Raw genomic sequence first — 18,351 nt, 5'->3', positions numbered from 1 at the left:
GTTAACTACAAGTTGAAAAATTTCTCTATCTTCAAACCTCTGGTAGTTATTCACTGATGAGTGAGGAAGAGAAAGTTTGTCATTTCTCAAATCAAGTCATGGAAATATGGTCAGAGGGACATGAAACTTGGGGACAAACTGTATCGGACAGAAAGAAGTAAATCTGTTATCAGTACATTCTTTAACTTGCTCATGCTTCGAGTGTTTCCGCCAATCAGCAGACTCTATGAGCCTGGTATTCGGCAGCAAGTCGAAGCGGGAAACCAGGGCAAAATTGTGGCGAACATGAAAAATGTGAGCCAAAAGCAACGACACAAACTCTATCGATTGAAAGTAAAATTGAGCCTCTAGCTTTTATGGGACAACAGCGTTTTGAGCCAAATTCAAGTCTTAAACTTGCAGATCCTTCACCAAGGACTTCCCGCAATTACACCCGCTTTCGGAGCAGCGATCGCAGAAGCAGGAGCAATTTGTCTAACGGATGCAGCCCATGAGCCAGGAGTAACTCTCGAAGTTGGAGGAGAATTTTCCACTCAGTTCCAGTTGAATTGGCAACCCGTTACAGAACAAGCAAGGCGATGCTGGAATGATGAGGAATATACAACCGAGCAAGCGGCTTATGGCATTGCATTTTTATTGATTTTGCAATTAACCAATCTGACGGTGATTGAACGTTCTCGTAAGGGTACTGGATTTGACTACTGGTTGGGAAGCCAAGATCCAACCGCAACACTGCCGTTTCAGCGCATGGCTCGGCTTGAAGTGTCTGGGATTCGTAAGGGCAATCGGAGTCAAATCAATGCCAGAGTCAAGCAGAAAATCGAACAAACTGGCGCATCTGATGCAGAAGGGTTGCCAGCTTATATCATAGTAGTAGAATTCAGCCGCCCGCTTTCTGTCGTTAGCGCGAAACGGAATCCCGAAGGAGCCTTACTCCAATGAACCAGATTCAAACGCTCCATCAACAAGCAATGGATTTAGCCGAAGCAGCCGCAGTCGCCCGCTTGAGAGGCGAGATCGAACAAGCAACACAGTTGACCCGACAAGCGTTTGAACAAGAAACCCAGGCTGCTAATTTAATTGCTAGCGTTCTCGATGCCGAACCTACTCGATCTGTCCTCCACCGTAGTGCTGCATCTTTAGCGATCGAGTGTGGCGAATTACGAGCCGCAGAACGACTAATTGCCACCGCATTATCTGGCAGTCCGCCCCCAGAGATTGCGGAAGAACTCAAAGATTTATTTATCCAGATTAATTTGGGTCAATATCTAAAGCGTCAAGGAATTGATATCAACATTAACGAATTGCAAGGTTTGGTAAATCAGTAATAGTTAATAAGGCACGGTCGAACAACATGGTTGGAGCAGACGGTAGAGAGCTTTTGTGCTTCGCTTCAGGCTTATCTACCGCCGCCGCCCACTTTAGCCATTGTGTTTCTCAAAACACTCGGATTTCTGAGCTATGCGATCGCTGCTGCTGGTGCTTTTGTCGGAACTTTGAGCACCTGTTGATACACCTTACCTAACTGAGCAGCAACACCATCCCAGCTAAACATCTTCTCAACTCGATCTCGCCCTGCCTGACCTAACTGATCACGCCAGTTTGGATCTGCCAAAATTCGATCGATCGCCTTGGCAAATGCCGCATCATCTTTTGCCGGAGCTAACAAGCCTGTGATTTCAGGAATGACGGTAAACTGCAATCCGCCGACATCCGAAGCGACAACAGGCGTTCCACTTGCCATCGCCTCAATTGCCACTAATCCAAACGGCTCATAATGGCTCGGCACAACCGACACATCGGCGGCTGCATAGTACAAATGCAGATTTTCAACCCCTAAACGACCCGGAAACAGTGTGATATCCTGCAAGCCGAGTTCATTGACGATGCCTTCAATACGCTCACGCTCCATGCCATCACTCTGCCCAGGACGACTGCCCCCGCCGATGATCAATTTCAAATTTTGGTCTTTCAGTTGAGACTGACCCACCGCACGAACTAAGGTTTCGATTCCTTTTCGGCGATCGAAGCGACCCACATACAACACAATCTTGGCATCTTGCTCTAATCCCAACGCGCGCCGCGCTTCGATTCGAGAAATATGACCAAAGCGTCGAGTATCCGTGCCACAAGGAATAATATCAATGCTGCCGTGAGTCGAAACGAGCGATCGCATGTGGTCTTTCTCTTGTGGACTCGTTGCGACAATCCGCTCAGCCGTTTCTAAACATAATTTCTCAGTCGCTAAGCGAGTCTTCGCAATCATAGGAATCGCTGAAATTGACTGATATTTCACTGCACCTAAAGAGTGATAGGTATGAATCTGCTTCACGCCTTGCAGCTTTTTCAAGGTCATACCGACCCAGGAAGACAGCCAGTAGTTAGTATGAACTAAATCATATTGAAATCCTGAGTCAGCCTGAAATTGTTGCAGAGCTTCGACAAATTCAGGCAAGTAGCCAAACAATTCATCACGAGGAATAAATTTTTGCGGCCCAGCCGTTAATCGAATCGTGCGGCAATGCGGCGTGTGTTGCACAATCTCAGGCTGGTCGGCATCCGATCGACGAGTAAACATATCGACTTGCCATCCCTGCCGGGACAGCGCTTCTCCAACGTTCCGCACATAGACGTTTTGACCGCCCGCTTCCTCTTTGCCAATCTCGATCGCAGGATCGCCATGAACCGAAATTAATGCAATCCGAGGGCGCTGTCCTGAAATAGCCATAGTTCTTTTACCAAAACACGATAAACAGAAACAGAATGTGAATTTTCATATTCGCTTGTGTTTAGGTTAGTAACATTTCACTTCGTTTTCATCTTTCAGGGGTTAGAAATCAAACAAGATAATATCTGGGCTAGACAAAATACTAAAAAGTTAGAATCTATCAAAAGTAAGATTTTCAGCACAAAAAAAGGGTAGATAGCTCTACCCTGTACCTGCATTTCGATTGTGTGAATTAATACAAGCGGCTTAATACATAGTCAGCAAGTTTGATCAAAGCCTGTCGAGATTCAGACATTGGCAAGTCTGCCAGATGTTCGATCGCGGATTTAGCGTGATGCGACGCCAGTTCTCTCGCTCTCTGAATCCCTTGGCTATCCCGAACCAGTGCTAAAGCTTGTTCGAGATCATCTTCTTGTTCAAATTCTCGATCGATTAAGTCTTCCAGATACGGCTTTTCTTCTAAGGCATACAGAACGGGAGCCGTGAGATTGCCGCTTCTGAGATCTGAGCCAGCAGGTTTGCCAAGAGATTCGGTTGAGCCTGTGAAATCAAGAATGTCATCGACAATTTGGAACGCTAAACCGAGATTACGCCCGTAGTGATAGAGATTTTGTGCCTCGACTTCAGAAGCATCGCTGAGAATTGCGGCAGCTTTTGAACTATTGGCAATTAAAGATGCGGTTTTGTAATAGCTCTTTTCGAGATAAGACTCGATCGTAATTCCCATATCAAACCGAAATAATCCCTGCTGAATTTCGCCTTCTGCAAAATCCTTGATCACCTCAGAGAGCAGCTTGATCACTTCGATGTTTTCTAAATTCGCCAAGTACCAAGAAGACTGGGCAAAAAGAAAATCTCCAGCAAGTACTGCAACTTGATTGCTAAATCGGCTATGAACCGCTGGAATACCGCGTCGGGTTGCGGATTCGTCGATCACATCGTCATGCACCAAGCTTGCCGTGTGAATCATTTCGGTGATTTCAGCTAAGCGTCGGTGGCGTTGAGTAATCTCCTGCCCATGCATCGTGGCGCGAGCGACTAAGAGCACGATCGCGGGTCGGATGCGTTTCCCGCCAGCGCTAAATAGATGCTCTGCGGCAGCGTACAGAATCGGATGACGCGCACCAATGAGGTTTTGAAGATTCTCGGTGAGTAAACGTAGATCCGCTTCTACCGGAGAAAATAGGGATGTTGCTGAGGTCATGTAGTTGCCGACTCAGAGGCTATAGGTTAAGTTTTTTTACGGCTTGTAAGCTTATTTTACTCATAAATCCGCAATTCTAGGGGACTCAAAATTTTTGGTTCTCAGATTTGGGTAAATCTAACTAGCAAAAGTCCCGCTCTCTCATCGATTTGATCGAGTGGCGGGACAAAACCAAATCGAGTCAAGATTCACATCTTAGAGCAAGCCGAGCCAGGTCAAAACGCCTTGTCCCGTGACAAATTCTACAATCAGCGCTGCCACAAATCCGATCATTGCGGCACGTCCATTTAAGCGTTCTGCATACTGATTGAAGCCAAATTTCGGATTTTCAAGCTTGGGGGTTACGGTCGGTTGAATCTGCGTCATGGTAAACAAAACCTATCCTAGATTTAGGGGTAAAAATTGTTACGAGTCAAAGCGGTTGAATCGCTTAACAATTCTTTATCTGTATTTTAGCGAGCGAATTGCATAAATGGGATCTGCATGTTAAACAACCGTTGACTCTAGGTTGGAAGACTACACTAGAAGTACGACTGGAGAATGGCTATGGAAATCGGTGTCCCTAGAGAAACCAAGGATCAAGAGTTTCGAGTTGGTTTGAGTCCGAGTAGTGTGAGGGTGCTGATCGAACAGGGGCACTCGGTCGCGATCGAGTCAAAGGCAGGTGAGGGTTCGGGCTTTAGTGATGCAGATTATGTGCAAGTCGGTGCCACGATCGTCAATAGCGCCAAAGCAGCCTGGGATCGTGAACTCGTGATTAAGGTCAAAGAACCTTTGAAAGCGGAATATGACTATTTACAGAAAGGACAAATTCTATTCACCTACCTGCACTTGGCAGCTAGTCACGAATTAACCGAACATTTGCTGAATTCAGGGGTAAGCGCGATCGCTTATGAAACTGTAGAACTTAGCGATCGCCGACTGCCGCTGTTGACCCCTATGAGTATCATTGCGGGTCGCTTATCGGTGCAATTTGGAGCGCGATATCTGGAACGACAGCAAGGTGGGCGAGGTGTCTTGCTTGGAGGCGTTCCCGGCGTTAAACCGGGACGAGTGGTGATTTTAGGTGGAGGAATTGTTGGAACCGAAGCGGCGCGGATGGCAACGGGAATGGGCGCGCAGGTGACGATTTTAGATGTGAATGTCGATCGCTTGTCGTATTTAGAATCCGTCTTTGGATCGCGAATTGAACTGCTTTACAGTAATTCGAGTCATATCGAAGAATTAGTTCCTCAAGCGGATCTACTGATTGGTTCAGTGCTGATTCCAGGACGGAAAGCGCCGATCTTAGTGTCGCGAGAATTAGTGAAAAAAATGCGATCGGGTTCGGTCATTGTCGATGTTGCTGTTGATCAAGGTGGCTGTATCGAAACGCTGCATCCGACCTCACACACGGCTCCAACGTATGTTGAAGAAGGCGTAGTGCATTATGGTGTCCCAAATATGCCGGGCGCAGTTCCTTGGACGGCGACCCAGGCTTTGAATAATAGTACGTTGCCGTATGTGTTGAAATTGGCAAATCATCGGATGGAAGCTCTCGATCGCGATCCTGCCTTAGCGAAGGGGCTAAATGTCCAGAACCATCATTTGATTCACCCGGCAGTGCAAGAAGTGTTTCCGGATTTAGTGAGTTAGCGCGATCGTCAAAATCTACAGAAGTCCAACTTGTTCAAAAAGTTGGACTTCTCAAGTCAAGCCGAGATTATTCGTGAATCCAACCGATGATCGTCGGCGACCAATTCACTAATTCTTCGTCTTTGAACCACAGCGCAATTTCGCTTTGAGCCGTTTCGGGTGCATCTGAACCGTGAATCAAATTCCGTCCAATGTTTGCACCAAAGTCTCCCCGAATCGTGCCAGGTTCAGCCGTCAGCGGATTTGTCGCACCAATGACTTTCCGTGCGCCTGCAATCACACCGTCACCTTCCCAAACCATCGCGACCACAGGGCCGGATGTAATAAATTCCACCAAGCTGCCGAAAAACGGACGCTCACGGTGAACACCGTAATGGCTCTCCGCCAACTCACGGCTAACGTTCATGAATTTCAATCCGACGAGAGTAAAGCCCTTTGTTTCAAAGCGGCGAATGATTTCACCAACCAATTTACGTTGTACGCCATCAGGCTTAATGGCTAAAAATGTGCGTTCCAAGCTGGACTCCCAAGAATGACATGAAATTTACCAAACCTAGATTAGCCCAGATTGGGGGTTTGGGATGAAATTGGGAAGTAGGGAGTAGGAGTCAATCTCCCCACTCCCCCCACTCCCCAAATTACGTAGTGCGAAAGACCTCGATTTCGTAAACTCCGCGATACACTGAATGCTTAAGAATCGCAAAGTGAGGAGCAGCCACGATGGGAGAGCGCGCAGCTACTGCCAAACCGGAAAATCTACAGCCTGAAGAGAAGTTGGAAGCGTCAAGCAATCACTCAAAGGGCAAGCCGAACGGCAAATCGAACGGTAAATCGCGCCCCGTTGAACCGCCTCAACCGAAGAAACAATGGACGATCGAAGATAGCGAAGAGCTTTATCGCATTCAAGGATGGGGCGATCCGTATTTCTCAATTAACGCAGCAGGACACGTCACCGTCTCGCCGAAAGGGAATCGTGGCGGATCGTTAGACTTGTTCGATTTGGTCAACGCATTGAAACAGCGAAATCTAGGCTTGCCTTTGCTGATTCGATTTTCAGACATTTTGGAAGATCGAATTGAGCGGATTAATTCGGCATTTGCGAAAGCGATCGCACGATACAGCTATCCCGGTGTCTACCGGGGCGTGTTTCCTGTGAAATGCAATCAACAACGCCATTTGGTCGAAGATCTGGTGCGATTCGGACAACCGCATCAGTTTGGATTAGAAGCTGGATCAAAGCCTGAACTGATGATTGCATTAGCATCGCTCAAAACGCCGGGAGCGCTGCTCATTTGCAATGGCTATAAAGATCGCGAATACATTGAAACCGCAATGTTGGCGCGACGATTGGGACAAACGCCAATCATTGTGCTTGAACAAGTCGAAGAAGTTGAATTTGCGATCGAAGCGAGCAAAAAACTTGGAGTCGAACCGATTTTGGGCGTGCGTGCCAAGTTGAATGCCAAAGGGATTGGGCGTTGGGGCACTTCGGCAGGTGATCGCGCTAAGTTTGGCTTAACCATTCCTGAAATTATTCATGCCGTCAATCGGTTAAAAGAAGCCGATATGCTTGGCTGCCTGCAACTGCTGCATTTTCACATTGGCTCTCAAATCTCAGCGATTAGCGTCTTGAAAGAAGCGATGCGAGAAGCGAGTCAAATTTATGTGGAACTCTGCAAACTGGGAGCCAACATGCAATACATGGATGTTGGGGGTGGATTGGGTGTGGACTATGACGGGTCGCAAACGAATTTCCATGCATCCAAAAATTACACGACTCAAAACTATGCCAATGATGTCGTGGCGGCCGTGAAAGATGCTTGTACGATCGCGAATCTTCCCGTTCCGACTTTGATTAGCGAAAGTGGCAGAGCGATCGCATCGCATCAATCCGTTTTAGTCTTCAACATTCTGGGAACGAGCGATGTCTCGTCTGAGATTCCAGAACCTGCCAAGGAGAATGAGCATGTGATCGTGCAAAATCTCTACGAAACTTATACGTCGATCAACTCTGATAATTTCTTAGAGATGTATCACGATGCCACTCAGTTCAAAGACGAAGCCGTGAATCTGTTTGGATTCGGTTATCTGAGCCTGACTGAACGCGCTAGAGCCGAGCGTTTGTATTGGTCGTGCTGCCATAAGATTGTTACTTTTTCGCGACAGCTTGACTATATCCCTGACGATCTTGCAGACCTAGAGCAGATCATGGCATCCATGTACTACATGAATCTCTCAGTCTTCCAATCGGCTCCCGATAGTTGGGCGATCGATCAACTCTTCCCGATCATGCCGATTCATCGCTTGAACGAGGAACCGACGCGCCGTGTAACGCTCGCCGATCTCACCTGTGACAGTGATGGCAAGATTGATCAATTTATTGATCTGCGGGATGTGAAACCTGTGCTAGAGTTGCATACTTTAAAGCCTGGTGAACCTTACTACTTAGGCATGTTCCTGAATGGAGCGTACCAAGAGATTATGGGCAACTTGCACAACTTGTTTGGTGACACAAACACTGTTCACATCCAACTCACGCCCAAAGGCTACCAAATTCAGCATGTGGTACGCGGCGACACGATGAAAGAAGTGCTGGGTTATGTGCAATATGATCCTGAAGACATGATCGAAAGTATTCGACTTCAGACTGAACTCGCATTAGCAGACAATCGAATTACCTTGCAAGAGTCACAATTGCTGCTTCAGAACTATGAACGCAGTTTAAGCGGCTACACTTACCTCGTATCTTAGCTTCTGGTCGTTTCATCTGGAAGGATGAATTTTACTAGCTTTGCTGATACGAGTAGAGGGTGAGAGTGACTGTGTTGGACTCTCAATTCTCCAGTGCTAGACTGTCTAGCTCTCAACCCTCTACACCTCAATGATCAACATTGCTTGAAGCTGAATTTATAGCCATTGCTGAATGAATTCTGGCGATCGCCAAAGTAAGTAAACGATCGTGGCACAAATTCCTGTAATCACAGTCGTCAGTCCATAAGCCACGCACATTAATAATCCATCTGATTCGAGCATCGCGACGACGAGGAGTAAGATCCCGATCGTGGGAAATGGATTCGTCAAAGGAATCGGTGCAATTAACAAGATAGAAAGCCAAGTGATGCACATTCCATTGAATTGCCAAATTTTTGGATTCGCGGCAATTCGACGCATCCGAGGACGAGTAATTTTCTCTAAAATGCGCGTGACTCGTCGCACATTCTGCAATAGCTGTTTAGCAAAGCTCGTCGGAAATCGAAACCGGGCGACTTTTTTGGGCAACCAAGGGGTACGCCTTCCTAATGCCATTTGAACACCTAGCAAAACACAAGCCGTACCCGGAATTCCCGTTAGCCCGGGCGGCACAGGAAAGAGAAAAGGAATCACCATTAGTCCAATGACGAGACCAAATCCGCGTTCTGAAGTTTCGGAGAGAATAGCCGCGATCGTTAACGGTTCTTCGGATAGCCGCTTGATTAGAGATTCAATGTCTTGCGAGAAGCGAAGATGCATTCGTCGATAACGTGACAGATACGAAAATTCTAACCGAGACTTTCAGAAGTCGAACGCCTGCAAACTACTGATCTTTAACTCACTTGACTTATCCCTTCGATGTCTTAAATCGATGTCTCGCATCGCTGAAAGCTTCCCGCATCGCAGCTTGAATCCTTTTCGGATCAGGCGTTTTACCACCCATCAAATCCCCAAAATACACACATGCTGCTTCGCCTAATGCCCAAGTATAGGCACTCGCCCACGAAGCCGCAATCACACTGCCAAACCCCGGCACAAATTTAATCAATTCGCGCCCGATCGCTTGTGCTACAAATCCACCCGCGATCGCACTAACGACCCCACCTGCCTGTGAAGGGCTTAACGTCTGTCCATACAACTGTCCCAATGCTCCCACCATCGAAACTTGTAGCGCAGTCAACACGGGCATTGTGGCTAACGGTAAAGGAATCGCTGCTGCTGCCCCTGCCATTACGGAAAACGGCAAGATATAACGTCGCGCAGCATCTCGATACAAACCGCTAATTTGCTGCCCTGCATCTCGATCGCTTAACAGTTGCGAAATGGTTCTTGCTTCAGCCTCCGGCAGCAATTCTGCGATCGTATCCATCAAAGGCTCTAATCCATAAAAGGTTGGATGAAACTCATCTTCCTCCAACGTAAAATCGATCAAAACGGCACGGTCGAACAAGCCCTTAAAGTCTTCTTGAATGCGCGTAAACGCACGATCGACTTCTGCCAAATTTGGTGGATACTCAGGATGATCGCTCACATCCGGTGGATAGAGTTCATGCAGACAAGTGACAACCAGTAAGACAGGCACTTCTGGGCGTTTTTGCCGAATCCGACCTGCAATCTGTTTGAGCGTATCCGTTGCAAAATCACTGATTTTAACAGTGAGCAGTAAAATTTTGGCATTCGTCTCAGATTCACTCGACTGCAATTCGCCCACTAATTCGCGAATCACTTCCGATGTTGCTTGCGTTCCATCTCCCAAGCCGACCGTATCTGTAAAAATGACAAGTGGTAAATCCTCAGTGGGATAGCAATATTGTTGAGTGTACTGGGTATGCGGACGAAAGCCTTGACCAATGATTTCAGCCGAAACGCCGGTTAAACCACGAACGATCGAAGATTTTCCTGATTGCGGTTTGCCGACCAGCAATGCTTCAGTCGTCGGTAGTTCCGATCTGACTTTCTTCAAAATCTCTTCGACTTCTGCTTCATCGACCTTGAACCAATTCTGTAGCGTCTTTGCCATAGGTTCAATCGAGACGCGCTTCGTGGCTTCTGCCATCCCATCCCGAATTTGATTCAACCAGGAACTATCCCACTTCATCGCTCCTTCCTCATCAGAATAGAAAAGGCGCGACCGTAACCGCACCTTTACTGATAATTATGGCGTTTCTCAATTTAGCTATTCGTCACCCGACTGTGCGGATTCCCCCCCTGGCGAGGACTTATAGATGGCATCTAGCTGTTCACGGGCATCTTCCACACTCATCGATCGCATGACCAGCAGCGGTTCGTCAATCATGCGACCATGCTCATCGAGTAGCTCTGGATGAGGGGTCGGACGATTCTGTTTGACGGGAGGATACTGACGCTGCGACTCAACCCCCAACGTCATTAAATTCCGGATTAAATTGCCAACTGCCAAGAAAGCCAATGCTGTGAAAGCCAGAATATAAAGTAGGTGCAGAATCATACGCCTCGCGCCAATAGAGATTGACAAAAGAGAATTTACCGGAAGCGCTGCGGCTCCCGGTTTGCAATTATGAAAAATCGTTTTCTAATTATCTAACAGTTTCTCAGATTTTTCTGATTCCTGGTATCCCAAAAAAGAGAGAGTTTGCAAAACTCAACTCGATTGCTGCGATCGCAGTTTGAGACTGACTTGCCAACATTCGCTCACTAGATGATGCCACGTGACTAAGACGGATGAATCGACTCCCGCCTGACCCCCTGTGGCTTTCAGCAACGCCTGAACCGTGCTCACTTCCTGCTGACTGGTCATCACGCGCTGCAAGAGGTCTTTCTGCTCGTCTGCAGAGAGAAATGGAATGTGCTGCTCTTCCAACAGGCTGCGAGAGCGCGAAAACCAGTACTCGAAGTCGTCGAGCAGCGGTTCTAAGATGGTTTTGAATAAGTCGGAGTCGGGGTGATTGGGATTAAACATTTTGAAAACCGATCGCGTTAGCAAATCCTAATAGTCGTTACATTTCGTAACATTTCTATTTTAGCTTGAAAGTTTGCAGATTCAACCCCGAATTACCGGGAGGTCGGTAAGATATATGGGTGATTTTATTAGCCTTCGTCCCATGTCTGCCGATTCAAACCAGCCGGAAAAAATTTATTTGCCCAAAACCAGCGAATCTGAAGCGTTGAAGAAAATTCGCCATACGACTTCGCACGTATTGGCAATGGCGGTTCAGAAGCTCTTTCCGAAAGCACAGGTGACGATCGGGCCTTGGATTGAGAATGGGTTTTACTACGATTTTGATAACCCAGAGCCTTTTACTGAAAAGGATCTCAAAGCGATCAAGAAAGAGATGGCGAAGATCATTCGGCGCAAATTGCCTGTGATTCGTGAAGAAGTGAGCCGCGAAGAGGCAAAAAGCCGCATTCAAGCGCTGAATGAGCCTTACAAGCTAGAGATTCTCGACGATATCAAACAAGAGCCGATCACGATTTATCACTTAGGCGATCAGTGGTGGGATTTGTGTGCAGGCCCGCACGTAGAAACGACCGAAGAATTAAATCCAGACGCGATCGAGCTTGAATCCGTTGCGGGTGCATATTGGCGCGGAGATGAAACTAAAGCTCAGCTTCAACGCATTTACGGCACAGCTTGGGAAACGCCTGAACAGTTAGCTGAATACAAGCGCCGCAAAGAAGAAGCGATGAAGCGCGATCATCGAAAATTGGGTAAAGAGTTAGGATTGTTTATTTTCTCGGATTTAGTGGGACCAGGATTACCTCTGTGGACACCCAAAGGAACGATTCTGAGATCAACCCTAGAAGACTTTCTCAAACAAGAGCAGACCAGACGCGGTTATCTGCCTGTCGTTACGCCACATATTGCCAAAGTGGATCTGTTTAAAACTTCAGGTCACTGGCAGAAGTACAGCGAAGATATGTTCCCCATGATGGCGGAAGATGACAAAGCTCGAACCGAAGAACAGGGCTTTGTGATGAAGCCGATGAACTGTCCGTTCCACATCCAGATCTATAAGAGTGAACTGCGATCGTATCGAGATCTGCCGATGCGATTAGCAGAATTTGGGACAGTCTACCGCTATGAACAGTCAGGTGAACTTGGCGGATTAACGAGAGTACGAGGCTTTACAGTCGATGACTCTCACTTGTTTGTCACGCCTGAACAGCTTGATGCGGAGTTTCTCAGTGTTGTGGATTTGATTTTATCGGTCTTCAAGAGTCTGCAACTGAAAAACTTTAAGGCTCGTTTGAGTTTCCGTGATCCAGACTCGGATAAATATATTGGGTCTGATGAGGCGTGGGAGAAAGCTCAAGGTGCAATTCGCCGTGCAGTCGAAACGATGGGCATGAACTATTTTGAGGGCATTGGAGAGGCAGCATTTTATGGACCGAAATTGGACTTTATCTTTAGTGATGCGCTCGATCGAGAATGGCAGCTTGGAACGGTGCAAGTCGATTACAACTTACCGGAACGCTTTGATCTCGAATATGTGGCAGAAGACGGCAGCCGTAAGCGTCCTGTAATGATTCATCGTGCGCCGTTTGGCTCGTTAGAGCGATTGATCGGAATTCTGATCGAAGAGTATGCGGGAGATTTCCCAGTGTGGCTGGCTCCTGAGCAGATTCGATTACTCACGGTGAGTGATGAATTTTTACCATTTGCGAAGCAGGCTGTCGAGCAAATGAAACTTGCAGGAATTCGAGCGGAAGTTGCGCCGAGCGGCGATCGATTGGGCAAACTGATTCGCAATGCTGAGAAGGAAAAGATTCCGGTGATGGCAGTTGTGGGTGCGAAAGAGGTCGAATCGAATGCGTTGAATATTCGGACGCGTGCATCCGGTGAATTAGGAGCAATTGCGCTCAGTGAGGTGATCGATCGTCTTAAACATGCGATCGCAACTCACGGGAATTTCTAGCCTGCAAAATCTGCCCAGTTTATGTTGGCAGTTTCACAGAGATTTCACGGTTGCAACGGCATCTCCAAATTTAAGAGATGCCGTTGTTCAGTTCTATTACTGACTTCGAGAAATTTCACTAGATAAGCTTATTTAAGTTGCGATCGCAGACGGGAATGATAAAGACGTTCTGTTAGGAGTCCACCAGAATGTCTGCTTCTGCACCCCAGTTTGACGCTGCTGTTTTGAATCATTGCGAGCGTGCTGAAATTGCCTTTGTTGATCCGTCTGTTCCTGAGGTTTCCAGTCTCGTTGCGGGAGTGCGATCGCAGATTGAAGTGATTTTGCTCGATGGCGATCGCGATGGTATCGTGCAGATCGCTGAAGTGTTAGAGAATCGTAGGCAGATTAAAGCGATTCATCTCATCTCTCATGGAACTCCTGGCGCGATTTTAATAGGCACAGCACAATTGAGTGCTGAAACGATGAGAATTTATGCGCGATCGCTGATGCAGTGGTCGGAAGCATTAAGCGCAGATGCAGAAATTTTAATTTATGGTTGCGAAGTCGCTCAAGGTGCAGAGGCACTTTTGCAACAAATGAGTGAACTGACAGGAGCCACGATCGCAGCTTCTACAACCAAGACAGGATGTGCAGAACTTGGTGGGAATTGGGAGTTAGAAGTTAGAACTGGGGAAATTCAGGCTGACTTAGCTTTTGGGATGGAAGCGAGATCGAACTATCGCGGGATTTTGACCAATCTCCCTGTTAGCGTCATAGGTGCAACGACATATACCACCCCAAGACAGCTTGCCAACGTTGATGGTGTTCTGTACTTCGCTGCAAGTGGCACTGGCACTGGCACTGAACTATGGAGAGTTGATCCCACAACTGGTAATGCAACGCTGGTAAGCGACATTGTTTCAGGCACTGGATCTTCTGCACCAGAGAGACTTACCAATGTAAACGGAGTACTTTACTTTACTGCAACTACTCCTACAAACAGTCGTGAACTCTGGAAGTTCGATCCCGCAACGAATACAACATCGTTAGTTCTGGATATCAATCCTAATACAGGCAATGCTGATCCCCAAGACTTGATTAATCTGGACGGAACACTGTACTTTTCTGCAAATGACGGTACAGGTCGCAAACTGTGGAAAGTTGATCCCATCGATGGGCAAGCAAAACTTGTCACAAGTGCAGGTTCTGCGCCTACTTCTCTAACTAATGTGAATGGAACGCTGTACTTCGCAGCAACAGACAGCACAAATGGCCTTGAACTGTGGAAGGTCGATCCAATTACGGGCATTGCTTCACTCGCTGCTAATGTTCGATCAGGCATTGCAGGCTCTTCTCCTGCAAATCTAACCAATGTCAACGGGCTTCTCTACTTTTCAGCCAGTGGTAGCGCTGCAACTGGAACTGAACTATGGAAGTTTGATCCGACGAACGGACAGGCATCTTTAGTAAGTGATATTCAAACAGGAACGACAGGTTCTCTACCAGGAAAACTCACAAATGTGAATGGAACGCTGTACTTTACAGCGGACGATGGTTTAAACGGACGTGAACTCTGGAAAGTTGACCCAATAACGGGTCAGGCTTCAATGGTAGCAAATATCAATCCAAGTGGTTCTTCTCTTACAACAACGGCGACGACTGAGTTAGTCAACGTCAATGGGACATTGTACTTTACAGCAGATGACGGTACAAATGGACGAGAACTTTGGAAGGTTGATGCGAATGGTCAAGCAGTACTAGTCAGAGATATCAACACGGCTGGTAGTTCTAATCCAGCATCTCTAACGAATGTAGATGGAACGCTGTATTTTTCGGCGAACGATGGCATCAATGGGCTTGAACTCTGGAAAGTTGACCCAATAACGGGTCAAGCATCGCTTGTGAATAACATTCGAGCAGGTGTTACTGGTTCTACTGTTGACAATCTGATCAATGTCAACGGAACACTATACTTCTCAGCAACCGATAGCTCTAGCAATCGCTTATGGAAACTAGAGCCTCCAACTCCGCTCACGCTTGATCTCAACGGCGCATCTGCGGGCAGCAACTTCGCTGTAAGCTTTACCGAAAATGGTGCGCCACTAACTCTCACCAGTTCTGCCCTCGCAATTACTAATTCTGACACTGAGATCGATCGAGCAACGATTACAATTGCCAATTTCGTTGCAGAAGACGAGCTGCTATTTACCAATCAAAATGGGATTACAGGCAGTTTTACCAATGGTGTCCTTACACTGACTGGAACAACCTCGATCGCGAATTACCAAACTGCGCTCAAATCGATTACTTACCGCAACCTCAGCGACAATCCCAATACGACAAATCGTCAGATTCAGTTTGTCCTATTTGATGACACTCGCTCTAGCCCAGTTGCAACCACAACAGTCAGCATTACTGCACTCAACGACAGTCCAGTTCTTAATGCTCCTACCAGTCAAGGCTTTATCCCTAGCGGATTAACTCCCGTTTCAGGCATTAGTATTAATGATATTGATGCTAACAATGCGATTCCTCTAAATGTGATTGTCTCTGTTGGAACTGGAACTATTTCACTCGGTACAGTCACTGGAATTACTTTTGTCTCAGGTGATGGCAGCGACGATCAGAGCTTTGAGATTCGCGGCAGTCTCAGTGATCTGAATACAGCACTTGCATCTCTATCCTACCGTGCTAATGGTAGCTCGACTGATACATTCTCCATTACAGTCAACGATAACGGAAATGGAGATAACGGAATCACTCCAATTCAGGTCAATCGATCGATTGAACTCAGACCACCGATTGCGCTCGATCTCAATGGCGCAAATCCAGGGATCAATTTTGCGACAAGTTTTACCGAAAACGGCACTGCAACCCTAGCTAGCTCTGGTCTTACAATAACGAGTTCCAACTCTAATATGACTGGAGCGATTATTACGATCGCGAATTTTGTCGCAGCACAGGACGAGCTTCTCTTTGTTAACCAAAACGGCATCACAGGCAGCTTCAACAATGGTGTTCTTACACTCACTGGAACAACCTCGATCGCAAACTACGAAGCTGCGCTGAAATCGATTACCTACCGTAACCTCAGCGACAATCCCAACACGACGAATCGCCAAATTCAATTCGTCTTATTAGATGGTACGCAAACAAGTACACCTGCTACGACAACCCTGAGTATCACTGCGGTCAATGATGCTCCACTTCTCAGTATTCCTGGAACGCAGAACGTTGCTGAGAATAGTTCAACGGCAATTTCTGGCATTAGTATCAACGATGTCGATGCAAATAATGCGATTCCTCTTACAGTGACGCTCTCTGCTGGAACCGGAACACTCTCACTTGGTGTCGTCAATGGAATTTCATTCATCACAGGTGATGGAAGCGACGATCAGAGTTTTCAGATCCAGGGTAGCCTCGACAATCTAAATACAGCACTTGCATCTCTATCCTATCGGAGTACTGCTGCTACAGGCGATACGATTTCAGTTACAGTCAATGACAATGGCAATGGCGACAGTGGTACTACAGCGCTTCAGGTCAGTCAATCGATCGTTGTCAATGTTGGAAACAACATCAATGGAACGAATGCTGATGAAACCTTCACACTGACATTGAGAACAGATCAGCTGAATGCGGGGGGAGGGAATGACACTGTTAGTGCTCTATACGAGCAGGTATTGCAAAACGATCGAGTAGACGGTGGTAGCGGTAACGATCGCTTTGTTCTCAGTTTTGGGAATGTGGCTCTTACAGTCAATCCAGCAGATACCAGTAATCAAATCAGCGGCGTTGCAGGGCTAACTGTTCAAAATTTTGAAGAGTTTGATTTTAGTCAGTATATTGGCGCGATCGCATTCGCTGGAAGTAATGCACGCGATTGGTTTATTGGTGGGTACAGTGACGATCGAGTGACGGTTGACTATGCTCAAGTGCAGCAAAACGATCAGTTTAATGGGAGTGATGGCAGAGATCGCTTTGTTCTAAACAATGGAACTATGGCGATTACAGTAGACGTGACCAACTTCAACTCACAAATTACGAATGTTTCAGGATTAGTGATTCGCAACTTTGAAGAATTCGATTTTTCAGGATATGCAGGTGCAATTACGTTCTCTGGAAGTGGTGGTGCTGACTCAGTTTGGGGTGGCTCTGGTAATGACATCCTCAATGGTAGCTCTGGCAATGATACCCTCAGTGGTGGAGGTGGCACGAATACCCTGATTGGTGGCTTTGGCAATGACACTTATCTCATCCAGTCTGCTAGCGATACGATTACCGAACTCGCAAACCAAGGGGTTGACTCAGTGATTTCCTCTGTGAGTTATACGCTCTCTTCTCATGTCGAAAATCTAACTTTAACGGGTTCGGCTGCGATCGATGGAACTGGAAATGATCTTGCAAATATTTTGGTTGGAAATGCTGGAAATAACCGCTTAACCGGAGGCGCAGGAAATGACAGGCTCGATGGAAGTTTAGGAGCAGATACACTTATCGGAGGACTTGGCGACGATACTTATGTGGTTGATAATCTTGCTGATGTCATCGTCGAAGCTTTGAATCAAGGAATTGATTCTGTTAACGCTTCAGTCAATTGGATTTTGAGCGATAACGTTGAGAATCTGACCCTGACTGGAAATGCTCAAAACGGTACGGGTAACGCTCTCAACAACCAAATTTTCGGCAATAACGAGAACAATACGTTGATCGGCTTAGCAGGCGCAGACAACTTGCGAGGTAATGCTGGAGCGGACATTCTCATTGGAGGACTGGGCAACGACACGATCGATTTAGGTTTAGATCAAGCGATCGATCTTGTGATCTATGCTGCGGGAGATGGTCGGGATACGGTGACTAATTTCCGGCGAGGAGTCGGTGGTGACCAACTCAGAATTGATAGCGCGATCAATATCGATGTAGTAGATAATGGAGCTACAACATCCCTTTACTTGCAAAATCAATCTTTGGGATTTGGCAAGGGAACACAATTGATGGTTCTAATGAATACAACTGGCTTTACTTCGAGCAATATTAGCCAGAACCTAGCAATCGGGAATCAAGCAGCCTTCTTCTTTGCTTAGACAACCATATTTGAACTCATTCTCATTGCACTTGAGCGGGATGAATCAACTCATCTCGCTCTTGCATTTTAA

Annotated in this window: 15 protein-coding genes; 7 read left to right on the top strand and 8 right to left on the bottom strand. The window is 46.9% G+C overall.

Features of this window, described 5'->3' with window-relative positions; all coding sequences use genetic code 11:
- Nucleotides 1-120 precede the first annotated feature (120 nt).
- From LEPBO_RS42965 to LEPBO_RS0117790, 3 genes are read left to right on the top strand one after another with little or no spacing between them, the layout of a single operon-like run.
- A complete protein-coding gene (locus LEPBO_RS42965) occupies nt 121-351 on the top strand; it encodes a hypothetical protein (RefSeq protein WP_017288920.1) in 231 nt (76 codons plus the stop codon).
- 21 nt (nt 352-372) lie between these two features.
- Nucleotides 373-942: a hypothetical protein gene (locus tag LEPBO_RS0117795; protein ID WP_017288919.1), complete on the top strand. Its 570-nt coding sequence runs from the start codon at nt 373-375 to the stop codon at nt 940-942.
- Nucleotides 939-1,328 carry a hypothetical protein gene (locus tag LEPBO_RS0117790; RefSeq protein ID WP_017288918.1) on the top strand — a complete coding sequence of 130 codons (390 nt, stop codon included), beginning with the start codon at nt 939-941 and terminating at the stop codon, nt 1,326-1,328. The genes LEPBO_RS0117795 and LEPBO_RS0117790 overlap by 4 nt, the downstream gene beginning before the upstream one ends.
- A gap of 131 nt (nt 1,329-1,459) precedes the next feature.
- Here LEPBO_RS0117790 and LEPBO_RS0117785 read toward each other — a convergent pair whose 3' ends face one another.
- From LEPBO_RS0117785 to LEPBO_RS41085, 3 genes are all read right to left on the bottom strand, one after another.
- Nucleotides 1,460-2,728, bottom strand: a complete 1,269-nt coding sequence (locus LEPBO_RS0117785) for a glycosyltransferase family 4 protein (protein WP_017288917.1) — start codon at nt 2,726-2,728, stop codon at nt 1,460-1,462.
- Between the two features lie 232 nt (nt 2,729-2,960).
- Nucleotides 2,961-3,932: a solanesyl diphosphate synthase gene (gene sds / locus LEPBO_RS0117780; RefSeq protein ID WP_017288916.1), complete on the bottom strand. Its 972-nt coding sequence runs from the start codon at nt 3,930-3,932 to the stop codon at nt 2,961-2,963.
- Nucleotides 3,933-4,127: 195 nt separating this feature from the next.
- Nucleotides 4,128-4,298, bottom strand: coding sequence for a chlorophyll a/b-binding protein (locus tag LEPBO_RS41085; protein WP_017288915.1), 171 nt, complete (start codon nt 4,296-4,298; stop codon nt 4,128-4,130).
- 180 nt (nt 4,299-4,478) lie between these two features.
- Between LEPBO_RS41085 and ald the strand changes: the two genes are divergently transcribed.
- Nucleotides 4,479-5,567 carry an alanine dehydrogenase gene (gene ald / locus LEPBO_RS0117770; protein WP_017288914.1) on the top strand — a complete coding sequence of 363 codons (1,089 nt, stop codon included), beginning with the start codon at nt 4,479-4,481 and terminating at the stop codon, nt 5,565-5,567.
- A 67-nt stretch (nt 5,568-5,634) separates the two neighbouring features.
- On the opposite strand, the gene ndk is transcribed toward ald, so the two are convergent.
- Nucleotides 5,635-6,084 carry a nucleoside-diphosphate kinase gene (gene ndk, locus LEPBO_RS0117765; protein WP_017288913.1) on the bottom strand — a complete coding sequence of 150 codons (450 nt, stop codon included), beginning with the start codon at nt 6,082-6,084 and terminating at the stop codon, nt 5,635-5,637.
- 203 nt (nt 6,085-6,287) lie between these two features.
- Between ndk and speA the strand changes: the two genes are divergently transcribed.
- Complete coding sequence (speA, locus tag LEPBO_RS0117760) at nt 6,288-8,318, top strand: biosynthetic arginine decarboxylase (protein WP_017288912.1); 2,031 nt, start codon at nt 6,288-6,290, stop codon at nt 8,316-8,318.
- Between the two features lie 156 nt (nt 8,319-8,474).
- Here speA and LEPBO_RS0117755 read toward each other — a convergent pair whose 3' ends face one another.
- The 4 genes from LEPBO_RS0117755 to LEPBO_RS0117740 all read right to left on the bottom strand — a co-directional run bounded on the left by LEPBO_RS0117755 (nt 8,475) and on the right by LEPBO_RS0117740 (nt 11,256).
- On the bottom strand, nt 8,475-9,077 hold the full coding sequence (locus LEPBO_RS0117755; RefSeq protein WP_017288911.1) for an exopolysaccharide biosynthesis protein: 603 nt from the start codon (nt 9,075-9,077) through the stop codon (nt 8,475-8,477).
- Nucleotides 9,078-9,165: 88 nt separating this feature from the next.
- The gene (locus LEPBO_RS0117750; RefSeq protein ID WP_036044697.1) at nt 9,166-10,416 is read right to left on the bottom strand and encodes a YcjF family protein; all 1,251 of its coding nucleotides are present in this window, start codon (nt 10,414-10,416) and stop codon (nt 9,166-9,168) included.
- Nucleotides 10,417-10,494: 78 nt separating this feature from the next.
- On the bottom strand, nt 10,495-10,785 hold the full coding sequence (locus LEPBO_RS0117745; protein WP_017288909.1) for a DUF2973 domain-containing protein: 291 nt from the start codon (nt 10,783-10,785) through the stop codon (nt 10,495-10,497).
- A gap of 153 nt (nt 10,786-10,938) precedes the next feature.
- Complete coding sequence (locus tag LEPBO_RS0117740; protein WP_017288908.1) at nt 10,939-11,256, bottom strand: DUF2605 domain-containing protein; 318 nt, start codon at nt 11,254-11,256, stop codon at nt 10,939-10,941.
- 142 nt (nt 11,257-11,398) lie between these two features.
- On the opposite strand from LEPBO_RS0117740, the gene thrS reads away from it, so the two are divergent.
- On the top strand, nt 11,399-13,213 hold the full coding sequence (thrS, locus tag LEPBO_RS0117735; protein WP_017288907.1) for a threonine--tRNA ligase: 1,815 nt from the start codon (nt 11,399-11,401) through the stop codon (nt 13,211-13,213).
- Between the two features lie 188 nt (nt 13,214-13,401).
- Nucleotides 13,402-18,279, top strand: coding sequence for a DUF4347 domain-containing protein (locus LEPBO_RS40160; RefSeq protein WP_017288906.1), 4,878 nt, complete (start codon nt 13,402-13,404; stop codon nt 18,277-18,279).
- Nucleotides 18,280-18,351: the final 72 nt, after the last annotated feature.

Origin of the sequence: Leptolyngbya boryana PCC 6306 (genome assembly GCF_000353285.1) — a bacterium.
GTDB classification, from domain to species: Bacteria; Cyanobacteriota; Cyanobacteriia; order Leptolyngbyales; family Leptolyngbyaceae; genus Leptolyngbya; species Leptolyngbya boryana.
Note: the sequence above shows the minus strand (reverse complement) of the source record. Positions and strands in the feature narration are given on the sequence as shown.